This window comes from Bacteroides sp. 11BF, assembly GCF_019633765.1.
Lineage (GTDB): Bacteria > Bacteroidota > Bacteroidia > Bacteroidales > Bacteroidaceae > Bacteroides > Bacteroides hominis.
The window spans coordinates 1-15,078 of sequence record NZ_JAFKPJ010000018.1 but is presented as its reverse complement, the minus strand read 5'-3'; the positions used below and the strand labels follow the sequence as shown (position 1 = coordinate 15,078).

General features: G+C 44.2%; 10 protein-coding genes. 5 read left to right on the top strand and 5 right to left on the bottom strand.

What is annotated here, in order from left to right; genetic code table 11:
• Positions 1–53 precede the first annotated feature (53 nt).
• The 4 genes from JZY04_RS16995 to JZY04_RS16980 all read right to left on the bottom strand — a co-directional run bounded on the left by JZY04_RS16995 (position 54) and on the right by JZY04_RS16980 (position 4,471).
• A complete protein-coding gene (locus JZY04_RS16995) occupies positions 54–1,154 on the bottom strand; it encodes an efflux RND transporter periplasmic adaptor subunit (RefSeq protein WP_005810704.1) in 1,101 nt (366 codons plus the stop codon).
• Between the two features lie 79 nt (positions 1,155–1,233).
• On the bottom strand, positions 1,234–2,478 hold the full coding sequence (locus JZY04_RS16990) for an ABC transporter permease (protein ID WP_122141472.1): 1,245 nt from the start codon (positions 2,476–2,478) through the stop codon (positions 1,234–1,236).
• A 2-nt stretch (positions 2,479–2,480) separates the two neighbouring features.
• Positions 2,481–3,740: an ABC transporter permease gene (locus JZY04_RS16985; RefSeq protein ID WP_005778838.1), complete on the bottom strand. Its 1,260-nt coding sequence runs from the start codon at positions 3,738–3,740 to the stop codon at positions 2,481–2,483.
• 14 nt (positions 3,741–3,754) lie between these two features.
• Positions 3,755–4,471: an ABC transporter ATP-binding protein gene (locus JZY04_RS16980; protein WP_005778836.1), complete on the bottom strand. Its 717-nt coding sequence runs from the start codon at positions 4,469–4,471 to the stop codon at positions 3,755–3,757.
• 178 nt (positions 4,472–4,649) lie between these two features.
• Here JZY04_RS16980 and JZY04_RS16975 point away from each other — a divergent pair, with 178 nt between their 5' ends.
• Positions 4,650–5,630: an ROK family protein gene (locus JZY04_RS16975; RefSeq protein ID WP_005810700.1), complete on the top strand. Its 981-nt coding sequence runs from the start codon at positions 4,650–4,652 to the stop codon at positions 5,628–5,630.
• An 871-nt stretch (positions 5,631–6,501) separates the two neighbouring features.
• Here the strand turns inward: JZY04_RS16975 and rplS are convergent.
• A complete protein-coding gene (rplS, locus tag JZY04_RS16970; protein WP_005778830.1) occupies positions 6,502–6,855 on the bottom strand; it encodes a 50S ribosomal protein L19 in 354 nt (117 codons plus the stop codon).
• A gap of 156 nt (positions 6,856–7,011) precedes the next feature.
• Between rplS and JZY04_RS16965 the strand changes: the two genes are divergently transcribed.
• Genes JZY04_RS16965 through JZY04_RS16950 form a run of 4 tightly spaced genes read left to right on the top strand, consistent with a single transcriptional unit; the run spans position 7,012 to position 14,808 of the window.
• Positions 7,012–7,800 (top strand): 5'-nucleotidase C-terminal domain-containing protein, encoded by a 789-nt coding sequence (locus JZY04_RS16965; protein ID WP_122141473.1) that lies wholly within the window; start codon positions 7,012–7,014, stop codon positions 7,798–7,800.
• Positions 7,801–7,839: 39 nt separating this feature from the next.
• The gene (locus JZY04_RS16960; protein WP_005810696.1) at positions 7,840–8,712 is read left to right on the top strand and encodes a bifunctional UDP-sugar hydrolase/5'-nucleotidase; all 873 of its coding nucleotides are present in this window, start codon (positions 7,840–7,842) and stop codon (positions 8,710–8,712) included.
• A gap of 37 nt (positions 8,713–8,749) precedes the next feature.
• Positions 8,750–11,737: a glycoside hydrolase family 3 N-terminal domain-containing protein gene (locus JZY04_RS16955; protein ID WP_122141474.1), complete on the top strand. Its 2,988-nt coding sequence runs from the start codon at positions 8,750–8,752 to the stop codon at positions 11,735–11,737.
• A 23-nt stretch (positions 11,738–11,760) separates the two neighbouring features.
• Positions 11,761–14,808, top strand: coding sequence for a glycoside hydrolase family 3 N-terminal domain-containing protein (locus JZY04_RS16950; RefSeq protein ID WP_122141475.1), 3,048 nt, complete (start codon positions 11,761–11,763; stop codon positions 14,806–14,808).
• Positions 14,809–15,078: the final 270 nt, after the last annotated feature.

The following is a 15,078-nucleotide window of genomic DNA, read 5'->3' as shown; positions in this document are numbered from 1 at the left end:
TATGCGTTGTTGGTGATTCGTATTTTCTTTATGCCTCTTTTATATATAAAGGCTTATTTACTTTTCTTTTCCGAAGCTCTCACTTTTTCTTTTCCGGTCAGACCTTCTTTGATTTCCAGTTTGATACCATCGCTCATACCGGTTTTTATTTGGCGACGTTCGAACTTCTGTTCGGGAATGCTATCGGTCATTACCCATACGAACGTGCTGTCACCGCTGAATTCGATTACACCCTCGGGAACTGCCAAAACTTTCTGTGCGCGTTGCAGCACGATTTCTGCGTTGGCAGAATATCCGGAACGGATCTGTACTGAATCCGGTGCGTGAACGGCCGCTTTAATCTCAAACTGATTGGCTCCGTTTTCTTCCACACCTTTCGGAGAAATGTATTCCAGTTCGGCATCAAATGTAAGATTCTGCAAAGCACCGATCGTCAGTTTCACCGGCATACCTTCATGGATACGTCCAACCTCTGTTTCGTCGATTTTGCCTTTGAAAATCAGGTCATTCATGTTAGCTACCGTGGCGATAGTCGTACCGTCATTGAACGTATTACTCATAATAACGGAGTTACCTACTTTGATAGGTACATCCAGAATCAATCCGTCGATGGTCGAACGGATCAGTGTGCTACTGAACGATGCACTGTTTTTGGTGATACCCTCTTTGATGATTTCCAATGCATCTTTTGCAGTCTGCAATTCTTCGCGTGCCTTCTTTATATCCACTTCACTTTTCTCGAACTCCTCTTTGCTGATTAGCTTGTCATTATAAAGCTTCTTGATACGTCCGAAGTCGGTTTCTGCCTGAGCTGCACTGATTTCTGCTACACGCACACGGCTTTCGGCTGAGTTTAACTGGCCCAGTTCCGGAATAACTTTCACTTTTGCGATCACTTCACCTTGTCTGATGGTTTGTCCGGCCTCCTTATATACCTCGGATATGATACCGGATATTTGTGGTTTAATAAGTACTTCATCTCGTGGTTCTACTTTACCGGTGGCCACTGTAGTCTTTTCCAGGTCGGCAACTTCCGGGGTGACAGTTTCGTATACAGTTGTTTGGGGTTTCGACTTCTGGTACAGGAATATGAATGTCCCAATGAAGATGGCGGCTACCACTACCAGTAATGTGATTTTCAGATACTTTTTCATCTTGTTTTATATTTTGAATTGTTATTTTCTATACTTGACTGTGTCTCTTTTCTGCTTTTTGTGGGGGAGAGGCTGTACTTTATTCATCTCTGATAGCCTCTATCGGACGGATGGCCATTGCTCTGTAAGCCGGTGCCAGCCCGGCCAGTAATCCCAGTGTCACGAGTAACAGGCAGGTTCCGATAGCCATGCCAAAGGAGACCTGGAAGTGAGAATAATGGTCTTTACCGGAGTTAACGCCTATTTCCATCAATTGCAGGATCAATACTCCAAAAGAGATGCCGGCCATGCCTGCTATGGTAGTCAGTACCATACTTTCCGATAAGATCTGTTGCAGAATATCTTTCGGACGGGCACCGATGGCACGTCGTATACCTATTTCCGTGGTTCGTTCCTTTACCGTTACCATCATGATGTTCGATACACCGATGGCGCCGGCCAGCAAAGTACCCAGGCCCACCATCCAGATCAGTACATGGATACCGGTAAACAAATTATCCATCATCGAGAACATGGCTTCCGCATTCAGTTTCATGACTGCCTGCTTATCGTCCGGTGCTATATAGTGTGCTTCTTTCAGGATGCTTTCTATTTCCGGTTCCAGATCGCTTACTTTTTTCCCGGATTTCACGGTATAGCATATCACATCGATACGTTTTCCCATATTGTAGGCTTGTTGCATGGTACTAAAAGGTAATACAACAGCTTCCGAAGCCCGTCCCTGAATATTCATGTTTCCTTCGGATACGCACATACCGATCACCTGGTAATAGATTCCGTCTACCCGTACATACTTTCCACAAGGATCTTCGCCCGGATTGAAAAGGCTTTCGTAAACGCGTTTGCCGATCACGCAGACTTTGCGTCCTTCGCGTACGTCCACATCATTGATGAATCTTCCGTAAGCCATATCCTGATTTTCAATCTTGGCGTAGTCCGGATAGAGCCCCTTTACGCTGCAATCATACTTTTTTTCTCCGAAAATGGCCGTCGAGCCCCAGCGGGCTATCGATGGGGTAATAACATCGATATCTTTTACCTTCTCACGGATTTGTTCTACATCCGAGTTCTCGATATCCCAGTAGCGCCCTTTACGGAATCCTTTGTAAGCTTCCCCTGTTTTCTGGGAGGCCATAAATCCCGAGTTGGTGGCAAATCCTTCGAATTCGGCTTGCATCATGTCCTGCATCCCTTGTCCGCCCCCCATCAGGGCTATCAACATGAAGATACCCCAGAATACTCCGAAAGCCGTCAGCAGGCTTCGTGTTTTGTTTCTTGTTATCGTGACGAGGATTTCCTCACACGTGTCTATATCTACTCTCATAATCAATCTGCTCTAAGTGCTTCAATAGGTCTGATACTTACTGCTTTTTTGGCCGGGAAGAATCCTGCCAATGTGCCTGCGATTACCAGGGTTAATGTGGCCTGTATGGCAATACTGATATCTACCGTCGGATTCAGGAATACCGTCTCCGAGAACATTCCCACATCTACGGTTTGTTCTCCGGCCACCTTATTCATCCATTCGGTAGCTGCGATTCCCGCTACCATGCCGATATATCCAAAGAGGGTCGTAATGGTTACACTCTCTACGATAATCAGCCACAGGATGGAGAATGGCTTGGCACCCAATGCCTTGCGGATCCCAAATTCGCGTGTTCTCTCTTTCACTGTGATCAGCATGATATTTGATACACCCACAATGCCACTCAGCAGTGTAAAGACACCAATCACCCAGATGGCCGTGCGCAGGATACCCATGGCATTCTGAGATTGCAGATAGTTGGTAAAGCGGTTCCATATCCATAGTGCACTGTTGTCCGAAGGATCGAAACGATGTTTGGCACCCATCACTTTACGATAGGCTGCTTCAAATGCCTCATTCGATTCCATCGTGGTGAGCCCTTTGGTCGTGAAAGTCAGGTTGTTTAGTTTATCGCCTTTATTGTAAATCACCTGTAGGGTTGAGAAGGGAATATATGCTTCACTGCTTCCCTGGTCACCCGGATCGGTGTAAAGTCCTACTACCTGATAAGAAACTCCACCGGCATTTACGAATTTTCCGATAGGCTCTGTTCGGCTTTTTCCGAAAAGGATCTCAGCCGTCTTGGTATGTAGTACAATTACTTTTCGCCGTTCTTTGAGGTCGATATCATTAATGAACCGTCCCTCTGTCGATTTTACGGATTCCACTTCTGTAAAGTTCGGATATACCCCTTCCAATGAAAGGTTAACGTACTCCTGTCCGTAACTCAGATTCACATTGCTCTGCCATTGACTGGCACCTACGCTGATGATGTTGTCACTGAAATGTTCCATGGTAGCATTCAAGTCTTTGTTATCCAGTTGAATGCGGCGTCCCTCTTTCAGTCCGTCGTAGGGTTTTCCGGTCCATCCCGGATAGATTTTGATGGAGTTCAGTGCTCGTGCGGAGGATGACTTTTCAAAAGCATGGATTAGCCCGTTACCGGCTCCCAATAGCACTATCAGCATGAAAATTCCCCATGCTACGGCAAATCCGGTCAGGAACGTACGAAGTTTGTTCCGTTTGATGGTGCCATATATTTCTTGCCAAATGTCAATCATATTTGTATTTGTTTTTATTTCATATATCCATCCTTGCCGAATGGTGAGGCATCATGATTCTGGTTCTCTTCAATCCGTTCGATAATACCGTCTTTGATGTGAATAATCTTGTCCGTCTGGTTGGCAACTCCGCTTTCGTGGGTTACTACGACAATGGTCATTCCGGTCTTGTGCAGGTCTTTCAGGATTTGCATGACTTCTACTGAAGTTTTGCTGTCCAGTGCACCGGTAGGTTCGTCGGCCAGAATAATCTGAGGCTGTGTAATCAGGGCACGGGCGATGGCTACACGCTGTTTCTGACCGCCGCTCATTTCGTTGGGCATGTGGTGTGCCCAGTCTTTGAGCCCAAGTTTGTCGAGGTATTCCATAGCCATTGCGTTCCGTTTTTTCCGGCTTACTCCTTGGTAAAATAGAGGTAGTGCAACGTTTTCTACTGCGTTTTTGAATGAAATCAGGTTAAACGACTGGAAGATGAAACCGATCATCCGGTTGCGGTACTCCGCGGATTTAGTTTCGCTCAGGTTTTTAATCAACACATTGTTGAGGTAATACTCTCCGTCATCGTAATTATCCAGTATACCTAATATATTAAGTAAAGTAGATTTGCCGGAACCTGATGCTCCCATAATGGAAACGAATTCACCCCGCTCGATATCGAGATTGATGCCTTTGAGTACGTGGAGGGGGGCTCCGTTGTTGTAGGTTTTGTTAATGTCTTTTAAGTGTATCACAGTTTCATCTATTTAGTTTCAATTTTCTTATGATTTGTTCTATTAGACGCACGGTTGATACGAAAAGTTGCAAACGAAGTGAACTTTTTTAAAAAAAGATTTTGTAGACTCAATCTTCTTTACGTAATTTGTGTGCAATAAACATTTAATATTAACTAACCCTTTAAATAAGAGTATCATGAATTCAAGCATGGAGAAACCCTACGTAGTGGGTATTGACATTGGCGGAACAAACACTGTCTTTGGAATTGTTGACGCGCGCGGAACTATTATAGCAAGCGGTGCAGTGAAAACTCAGGTATATCCTACAGTAGAAGAATATGCAGATGAAGTATGCAAAAATCTTCTGCCGTTGATCATTGCAAATGGCGGGGTGGATAAAATAAAGGGTATCGGCATTGGCGCTCCTAATGGAAACTATTATACCGGAACCATTGAGTTTGCTCCTAACCTGCCTTGGAAAGGTGTATTGCCGTTGGCTTCTATGTTCGAGGAACGTCTGGGCATTCCGACAGCCTTGACAAACGATGCTAATGCTGCCGCTGTGGGTGAAATGACTTACGGGGCTGCTCGCGGTATGAAAGATTTTATCATGATTACTCTGGGAACAGGTGTCGGTAGTGGTATTGTTATCAACGGACAAGTGGTTTACGGACATGACGGCTTTGCCGGAGAACTCGGTCACGTGATCGTTCGTCGTGACGGACGTATCTGTGGTTGCGGACGTAAAGGATGTCTGGAAACATACTGTTCGGCTACAGGTGTGGCACGCACTGCACGCGAATTCCTCGCTGCACGTACCGATGCCAGCTTGTTGCGCAATATCCCGGCAGAGAGTATTGTATCGAAAGATGTATACGATGCTGCCGTACAGGGAGATAAGCTGGCTCAGGAGATTTTCGAATTTACAGGTAATATTCTGGGTGAGGCATTGGCTGACGCTATTGCTTTCTCAAGTCCCGAAGCTATTATCTTGTTCGGTGGTTTGGCAAAATCGGGTGACTATATCATGAAGCCGATTACAAAAGCCATGGAAAATAATCTTCTGAACATTTACAAAGGCAAAACAAAATTGCTCGTTTCTGAGTTGAAAGACTCCGATGCTGCCGTACTGGGTGCCAGTGCATTGGCTTGGGAGTTGAAAGACCTGAGAGACTAAGAGCGAATGAAAGCGATTATTTAGCTGAAAGCTCCGGAAGCAATTCCGGAGCTTTTTTTGTCTGTGTGGGCAGGAACTTCGGGATGTACTCCAATATCGTTTTGTCAAAAATGTCATTTTGTATTTTCTATCGGTTCAGGGCGGGCATATTCCGATCTTTGTTGGGAACCGGTGGGAAAAATGAATTTTAGCAGACTCCCGGAAGGTTAAAAAGATATCTTATTGAGCTTAATCCTCGCCGGAAGAAAGAAAAGTTCTTTTATTCTGTTTTGTATGATAGCGAATCTTGTAGTCTAACTTCGAAATGGTACTTGGGATACCTCACTCCAACCGGAGCTAATAAGTGAAAAATGACTTTGATTTTAGACTATTAATAACCTCTTTGGAAGAAGTTAATGATTTGTTTCGACTTTATTAATAAAAGACTCGGACGTTATTAACAAAAGACTTGGACGAAATTAATAATCTCTTTCGTCTTTTTCCGTATATATACTCTCAAAGTGATCAAGTTCTGCATGAATACTCTTCTTTTATTCTTTTTTATGCAAGAAAGATCTACAGAAGCTCTTTGTTTAAGAAAGGGGTGGTTAGCAAATCGATTGAAAAGAGAGTATAATGATTCCATTTTATAAGATTTAGCATCTTTTTGCCGGATTCCTTTTTATCATCTTCCAATGCTGTAAGGGGGCTATTTGTTTCTTTTGGATTTCGATTTCCACACATGAAGACTATCGGAAGCTTTTCGGTGATTATACTGTATAAGTGCTTGTGCCGGAAAAGGTAGGAATGATAATTGTGTTACGAAATAAAAAAGAGGAAATCTTGCCAGAAGATTCCCTCTTTTTTATTTCGAATCGAAAAGTAAGGCTGATTAGCCGTTAACTCTTTTTTCTTTGATTCTTGCTTTCTTACCAGTAAGAGCACGCAGGTAGTACAGTTTAGCGCGACGTACTTTACCAACCTTGTTCACTTCGATGCTGTCGATAGCTGGTGATTCGATTGGGAAAATTCTTTCTACGCCTACAGTTCCTGACATTTTACGTACAGTAAAACGTTTCTTTTCTCCGTGACCTGCAATTTTGATAACAACACCACGGTACAACTGTACACGTTCTTTGTTACCTTCGATAATACGATATGCTACTGTTACAGTGTCGCCTGCTTTGAAGCTCGGGTGCTGTTTTCCGGTAGCGAATGCTTCTTCTGCAATTTTAATTAAATCCATTGTTGTTTATTATTAAATTGTTTTATCGTTACAACGCAACATACCAGGCAACTCTCTCCTGACAGCGATTGCGCGAAAGCGGTGCAAAGTAACGAATTATTTGCCGGATAGCCAAATGTTTTTGTATATTTGTAGCATTATTAAGTACTTAAGGATATGAAACAAAATTACGCAAAGATTATTTCAGGAGTAATTCTGGCGGGGTTGCTGACATTTACTTCTTGCCAGTCGACGCACGAAATGGCAAAAGCCGATTATCGGGTTGCCAAGGTAGAAGGAAGGATGATTGACATTGACGCTAAATGGGATGCTCATCCCGATGCAGATGCCGTGGCAATATTAAAGCCTTACAAAGAGAAGATAGACAACATGATGTATGAGGTAATCGGCACCAGCGAGCAGAAGATGGACAAAGGTCATCCCGAAAGTCTGCTTTCCAATCTTGTTGCGGAAGTATTGCGCCAGGCTGCGGTGAAAGTACAGGATAAGCCGGCTGACATGGGATTGGTGAATATGGGCGGATTGCGTAATATTTTGCCTGCCGGGGATATTACGGTGGGAATGGTATATGAGATATTGCCATTCGAAAATTCACTTTGCGTAATGACGATGAAGGGAACACACCTGAAAGCATTGCTCACAAGTATTGCTTCGCTGAAGGGAGAAGGAGTGAGTGGTATCCGGATGGAAATCACTAAGGATGGAAAATTACTGAACGCTACAGTGGGCGGCCAGCCGATTGATGACAACAAACTTTATACGGTGGCGACCATTGATTATCTGGCTGACGGTAACGGAAGCATGGAAGCTTTCTTGCAAGCGGAGAAACGTGTATGTCCGGAAGGAGCAACATTACGCGGACTCTTTCTTGACTATGTGAGACAACAAACAGCTGCCGGAAAGAAGATAGCTTCGGCACTGGATGGTAGAATCACCGTGAAGTAAAGGTATAATAGAATGTAAAATGATAAAATTCAGTGAATTATGATATCCCCAACCAATAATAAATATATTCTTAGTTTTATGGAAAAGAATTTTCTGGCTTTCTTTTTCATTTTCTTTTTTTCTTTTTCAGCATTTGCCCAACAGGATAAAAAACTGATCCTGTTGCAGACCAGTGATGTGCATAGCCGTTTGGAACCTATCAATCAGGAAGGTGACCGGAATTATGATAAGGGAGGATTTGTACGTCGCGCTACATTTGTGAAAGAGTTCCGTAAGGAACATCCTGATATGTTATTGTTCGACTGCGGAGACATATCACAGGGGACCCCTTATTATAATATGTTTCAGGGTGAGGTAGAAGTGAAGATGATGAACGAAATGAAATATGATGCCATGACTATTGGCAACCATGAATTTGATTTCGATCTGGATAATATGGCACGTTTGTTCCGGATGGCCGACTTTCCGGTGGTATGTGCCAACTACGATGTGAGTGCCACAGTGCTTAAAGACTTGGTGAAACCATATGTAATCATCGAGAGAGACGGAGTTAAGATTGGTGTTTTGGGATTGGGCTGCCAACTTGAAGGCATGGTTCAGGCCAATAAATGCGTGGGAGTCGTTTATAATGATCCTGTAGCTACGGCAAATGAAGTGGCTGCTGTCCTGAAAGAAAAAGAGGGTTGTGATGTGGTTGTTTGTCTTTCTCACTTGGGTGTGCAATATGATGAAAACCAGTTGATTCCTAAAACCCGTAATATAGATGTTGTTCTCGGAGGACACTCGCATACCTTTATGAAAGGACCGAAGACTCTTCTTAATATGGATGGCAAAAATGTATCATTGATGCATACCGGTAAGAGCGGGATCTATGTAGGACAGATGGACTTGACACTTGAAAATAAGAAATAAGAGGGATTTTCCCTTTTGAAATACCCCCAAACAAACTATGCTAAAACAACTGCTAACCGCTGCGTTGCTGCTGGGTGCGGGTGCTCTTTGGGCTCAGCAAACAGCAGGACTCTTACCTGTACAGGAAGATGTACATTGCAATGAATGGGTAGAGCAAACGCTCTCCCGCATGAAACTGAAGGATAAGGTCGGGCAATTATTTGTTTATACCCTGGCTCCACGGACAGATAAAGATACTGAAAAATTAGTGGATAAACTGACCCGTAAGTTGAAAGTGGGTGCTTTCCTGTATTCCGAAGGAACGGTAGAAGGTCAGGCGAAATTGACCAACCGGGCACAAAGCCGGTCGAAAATTCCGTTAATGATCACTTTTGATGGTGAGTGGGGACTATCTATGCGATTGGAGAATACGCCTGTGTTTCCGCGTAATGCGGCATTGGGTTGCATCAGTGATAATGCACTGATTGAAGCCTACGGGCAGGAAGTGGCACGTGAATTCCGGGAGATGGGTGTACATGTTAATTTTGCTCCGGATGCGGATGTCAATACCAATCCTGATAATCCGGTGATCCATGTGCGTTCGTTTGGTGAAAACCCAGAAGCGGTGGCTGAGAAAGTGATAGCTTATGGGCGTGGATTGGAGAGTGGTGGTATCTTGTCTGTTTCCAAACATTTTCCCGGACATGGTGATACGGACGTAGACTCTCACAAGGCGCTGCCTGCGGTCTATTACAATCGGGCACGTCTGGACAGTGTGGAACTATATCCTTTTAAAGAGGCCATTCGGGCTGGTTTAGGTGGTATTATGGTAGGGCATTTGCAGGTTCCGGCTCTGGAACCTGATCGTATAACTCCTTCTTCATTGTCGCGTAGCATTGTGACAGATGTGCTGCGAGGAGAGCTGGGATTCAATGGATTGGTCTTTACTGATGCGCTTGCCATGAAAGGAGTAGCAAGCGAACCGGATGTGACGGTGAAGGCTCTGAAGGCGGGCAATGATATGGTATTGGTGCAACAAAATATAGAGAAAGCACAGCAGGATGTTCTGCAAGCCATTAAGGAAGGACGGCTCAGTATGGAAGAAGTAAATGCAAAATGCCGCAGGATCTTAACTTATAAGTACCGTTTGGGATTAAATAAGCGTCCTGTGATTTCAGTAGATGGGTTGAGTGATCGTATCAACACTCCTGAGGCACGGGCTTTACTGACAAAACTCCGCACGTCAGCAGTGACCGTACTGGGGAACTATTTCCGGATTCTACCTCTTGTTACTAAAGATGAAATAGCTGTATTGACGGTAGGTGGTGAAGGTAGTGATGCTTTGTTCATTGAAGAGTTACGCACCAGGCTGTCATTGAAAACATTCCGAATGGATAAAGATACGGGAGAGGAAGAACGCAAACGGATAGCAAAAGAACTTGGAAAACATCGGAGGGTCATTGTGAGTATGACGATAAAAGATAAAGAAGCGGAAGAATATCGTCCGTTCTTTACAAACCTCAATCTCCAGGCTCCTGTGGTTTATGCTTTCTTTACTTCGTACCGGACCCTGGTGACACTTGAAGAGGCTGTTGCCCGTTCGGCTGCAGTTGTACTGGCACATTCCGATGAAGCGGATTTGCAACGTTATGTAGCGGATGTGGTATTGGGTAAAGCTTCGGCGACAGGGCGTTTGTCTATGCGTATCGGAGAGACGTTTGCTGCCGGTTCAGGTGTAGATATAGTGCCCGGCATGACTGCCGGTACGGCTCCTGAAGATTATGGATTGAAATCGTACCGACTTCATCGTATAGACTCTGTAGTATCTGCCGGATTGGCTGCCAAAGCATTTCCCGGGTGTCAGGTACTGGTATTGCGACATGGACAGCCTGTTTATGATAAATGCTTCGGCATTCATTCCGATACGGATAGTACCCCGGTACGTCCGAACGATCTTTTTGACCTTGCCTCTTTGACCAAGACAAGCGCTACACTATTGGCTGTGATGAAACTTTATGATCAGGGACAGTTGAAATTGACTGATCCTGCTTCTAAATATTTGCCTGCTTTACGGAATACGAACAAAAAGAATATTACCATTCGGGAGTTATTGTTGCATGAATCCGGCTTGGTTCCCTATATCCGTTTTTATCGCAACGCAATCGATGAATATTCAGTAACCGGTCCTTTTACACAAGGGTTTGTGGATGAATGGCATCATACCCGTATGGGGGAATATACTTATGCCTGTTCGGATTTCAAGTTCAGGAGAGGGCTCGTCTCTGCAACAAAAACGCCGGAACATACGTTGAAAATAGCCGATGGAATGTGGCTGCACAGAAAGTTTAAAGCCGCAATGATGAAGAGTATTGTTCAGTCGGAACTGGATCGTAAACGTTTTGTGTATAGTGATATCGGCTTTATTCTGTTACAGCAGGTGGTAGAATCCATAACCGGTCAAACGCTCGATGCTTATTTGGCTGCTGAGTTTTATCGACCTATGGGGTTAGAACGTACGTTGTTCCAACCGTTAAACCGTTATAAGAAAACAGAAGTAATGCCGACTGCTACCAATGATTATTTGCGTCGGCAGAATCTTTGCGGATATGTGCATGATGAAGCGGCTGCCTTTATGGGAGGCGTGAGTGGCAATGCCGGATTATTTTCGACAGCCTGCGAACTTGGAAAGATCTATCAGATGATTCTCAATGAAGGCGAACTGGACGGGAAGCGTTATCTCAGATCGGAAACCTGCCGTGCATTTACTATGGGAAAATCTGCTGTCAGCCATCGTGGATTAGGATATGACAAGCCTAACTTGAATGATCCGAAAGCAAATGCCTGTGCACCTTCGGCACCGGCCTCTGTTTACGGACATACTGGATTTACCGGTACTTGTGCTTGGGTGGATCCGGAAAATGACTTGGTTTATATCTTTCTGAGTAACCGTCTCTGTCCCGATTCCTGGAATGGAAAGTTGAATAGCATGAAGATTAGGCAAGGGATACAGGAAGTGATTTATCAGTCATTATATACAACAGAATAGCTAATGGCTTTTTACAATATAGAATGAAAAGAAGATATTTATTTGCTGGTTTAGTCGTATCAGCGTTTTTTGTGGTAGGGGCGAAAACTCCTACTTTAAAAGATACTCCTATTGGTGAGAACTTTCATGCTCCTCCTGGTGTATCTGCTCCTATAGAACCTTTATTGCTTTATCAGGCCTCTCAGGACGAAAAATGCCGTCACTGGGTCGATTCTGTTTACAAGCGGATGAGTTTGAAAGAAAAGGTTGGCCAATTGTTCATTTATACCATTGCACCTGTGCAGACCAAACGGAATATGCAGTTGTTGCGTGATGCCGTTCATACCTATAAAGTCGGTGGATTACTCTTTTCCGGTGGAAAGATACAGAATCAAGCTACACTGACCAACGAAGCGCAACGGATGGCACGCTGTCCGTTGCTGATAACCTTCGATGGTGAGTGGGGACTTTCCATGCGTTTACGCGGTACTCCTGTTTTCCCGAGAAATATGGTATTAGGATGTATTCAGGATAATCGGCTGATCTATGAGTATGGACGGGAAATGGCTCGCCAGTGTCGTGAACTGGGAGTACAGGTGAATTTTGCTCCGGTGGCTGACGTAAATATCAATCCGGATAATCCGGTTATCAACACCCGTTCGTTCGGTGAAGATCCGATGCAGGTAGCCGACAAAGTGATTGCTTATGCTTCGGGGCTGGAGAGTGGAAAAGTCCTTTCGGTTTGCAAGCATTTCCCGGGGCATGGTGATACGGACGTGGACTCACACAAAGCATTGCCCGTATTGCCTTTTACACGTGAACGTCTGGACAGTGTAGAACTATATCCGTTTAAAGAGGCTATCCGTGCCGGAGTCAGTGGTATGATGGTGGGGCACTTACAGGTTCCTGTAATCGAACCAATCGGTGGATTGCCCTCATCTTTATCGCGCAATGTGGTTTATGGTTTGCTGACCGAGGAATTGGCTTTTAAGGGACTTATTTTTACGGATGCGCTTGCTATGAAAGGGGTTTCCGGTAATCAGAGTGTCTGTCTGCAAGCCTTGAAAGCCGGAAATGATATGGTATTGGCTCCCCGCAGGCTAAAGGAAGAGATAGATGCTGTATTGGCAGCGGTGGAAAAAGGAGAACTTCCGGAAGAGGAAATTGATGCAAAATGTCGGAAAATACTCACTTATAAATACATTTTAGGTCTAAAGGATAAACCTTTTGTGAGACTATCGGGGTTGGGGTCTCGTATTAATACGCCTCAAACACGTGATTTGATTCGCAGGCTAAATCTGGCTGCAATTACAGTGTTGAATAATAAAGGAGGCGTATTGCCTCTGCATCCCGACCTGAAAGAGGTAGCTATATTGAATGTCGGTGATGGCGGGAAAACAGAACCTTTTGACCGCGAAATAAAGAAGTATATTCCATTTGCGCGTTTTCAATTGCGTAAAGATTTGCCGGAGGTCGAACAGCAGAAACTGCGTGATTCTCTTGCTGCTTATCGCCGCGTTATTGTTACTGTTACCGAGCAACGCCTTGCTCCTTACCAATCATTTTTTGCCCGGTTTGCTCCGGAAGCTCCTGCAATTTATGTATTCTATACTCCGGCTAAATCCATGTTGCAGATCCAGCGGGCTGTATCGGCTGCTGAGGCTGTGGTACTGGCTCATGCTCCTCATGATGATGTTCAGGAACGTGTGGCTGATATACTTTTTGGCAAAGCGACAGCAGACGGAAGGCTGTCTGCCAGTGTGGGTGGATTGTTTTCTGCCGGTTCGGGAGTGACGATCACGCCGCATACGCCTTTCCATTTTGTGCCCGAAGAATATGGTCTGAAATCGGAAGTGCTAAGTCGCATCGATTCAATTGCTTTGGAAGGTATTAAAGAAGGAGCTTATCCCGGTTGCCAGATACTGGTAATGAAGGATGGTAAGGCTTTATATGACCGATGTTTCGGGCACCATACAGATAAGCATAGTGAAAAAGTGAAACCGACAGATCTTTATGATCTGGCTTCACTGTCAAAAACAACAGGTACATTGTTGGCTGTAATGAAGCTCTATGATAAAGGGTGCTTTAATCTGACTGATAAAGTGTCTGATTATCTGCCTTTCTTGCGTAAGACGAATAAGGAGAATCTGACCATTCGTGAACTACTCTTGCACCAATCGGGGTTACCTTCCGGATTAGTCTTCTATCAGGAAGCTATTGATAAGAAAAGTTATAAAGGTTCGTTGTTCAAGCAGTCAAAGGATGCTTTGCATACGGTACGGTTAGGTGCTCGTACTTGGGGAAATCCGAGGTTCCGGTTCAATAAAGGGATGGCAGCCGAGACGAAAAGCGGAGACTGTATCCTTCAGGTTTGCGATAGTCTATGGTTGAATCAGTCGTTCAGGGAAGAGATGCAGAGAAAAATTGCAGAAGTACCGTTAAAGGATAAGAATTACCGTTACAGTGATATCGGATTTATCTTGTTGCAGATGCTTGCAGAAGAGTTAAGTGGTAAACCATTGGATGAATATCTGTGGCAGGAATTCTACAAACCGATGGGGCTGGAGCGTACTGCATATCTACCGTTGCGTTATTTCGAAAAGAAAGAGATAGTACCTTCTGCTGTAGACCGTTTCCTCCGTAAGACCACTTTGCAAGGTTTTGTACACGATGAGTCGGCCGCATTTCAGGGAGGTATTTCAGGAAACGCCGGACTTTTTTCTACAGCTCGTGAGGTTGGCAAGGTCTATCAGATGTTACTTAATGGTGGTGAGCTGGATGGACGACGTTATTTAAGTAAAGAGACTTGTGCTTTGTTTACTACCGATAAATCTAAAATCAGCCGCCGTGGTCTGGGCTTTGATAAGCCGGATGTGGTGAATGAAGGTAAAAGTCCGTGTGCTGTTTCTGCTCCTGCTTCTGTATATGGGCATACCGGATTTACAGGAACCTGTGCCTGGGTAGATCCGGATAATGGTTTAGTTTATGTGTTTCTGAGCAATCGTACCTATCCCGATGCTTGGGTTAACAAATTGTCTAAAATGGCAATACGGGAAAAAATTCAGGAAACCATTTATGAGGCGATGAAGTAGAATTAATCATTACATATGCCAGTGTGCTATAAGTCAACTCTTGGGGAGGAGATACCTCGCTGAGAATTGATTTATAATGCTTTATGATTCATGATGTTTTGTGTTTTGATATTTTTATTTAGTACTATAACTCCACTGTGATAGCTTCGTGACAAATGTGAATGGCATTCTTTTAATGTAAATAATTTAGCCTAATATGAGCGTGGGATAAAGAAAAGTATTAAAATCAATAGTAAAAAGAGCATTCTCTTCTAAGTTCTATCAGAACTT

Coding starts and splice junctions, on each gene's coding strand:
- JZY04_RS16995 (WP_005810704.1), bottom strand. CDS start 1,154: ATGAAAAAGTATCTGAAAATCACATTACTGGTAGTGGTAGCCGCCATC.
- JZY04_RS16990 (WP_122141472.1), bottom strand. CDS start 2,478: ATGAGAGTAGATATAGACACGTGTGAGGAAATCCTCGTCACGATAACA.
- JZY04_RS16985 (WP_005778838.1), bottom strand. CDS start 3,740: ATGATTGACATTTGGCAAGAAATATATGGCACCATCAAACGGAACAAA.
- JZY04_RS16975 (WP_005810700.1), top strand. CDS start 4,650: ATGAATTCAAGCATGGAGAAACCCTACGTAGTGGGTATTGACATTGGC.
- rplS (WP_005778830.1), bottom strand. CDS start 6,855: ATGGATTTAATTAAAATTGCAGAAGAAGCATTCGCTACCGGAAAACAG.
- JZY04_RS16965 (WP_122141473.1), top strand. CDS start 7,012: ATGAAACAAAATTACGCAAAGATTATTTCAGGAGTAATTCTGGCGGGG.
- JZY04_RS16960 (WP_005810696.1), top strand. CDS start 7,840: ATGATATCCCCAACCAATAATAAATATATTCTTAGTTTTATGGAAAAG.
- JZY04_RS16955 (WP_122141474.1), top strand. CDS start 8,750: ATGCTAAAACAACTGCTAACCGCTGCGTTGCTGCTGGGTGCGGGTGCT.
- JZY04_RS16950 (WP_122141475.1), top strand. CDS start 11,761: ATGAAAAGAAGATATTTATTTGCTGGTTTAGTCGTATCAGCGTTTTTT.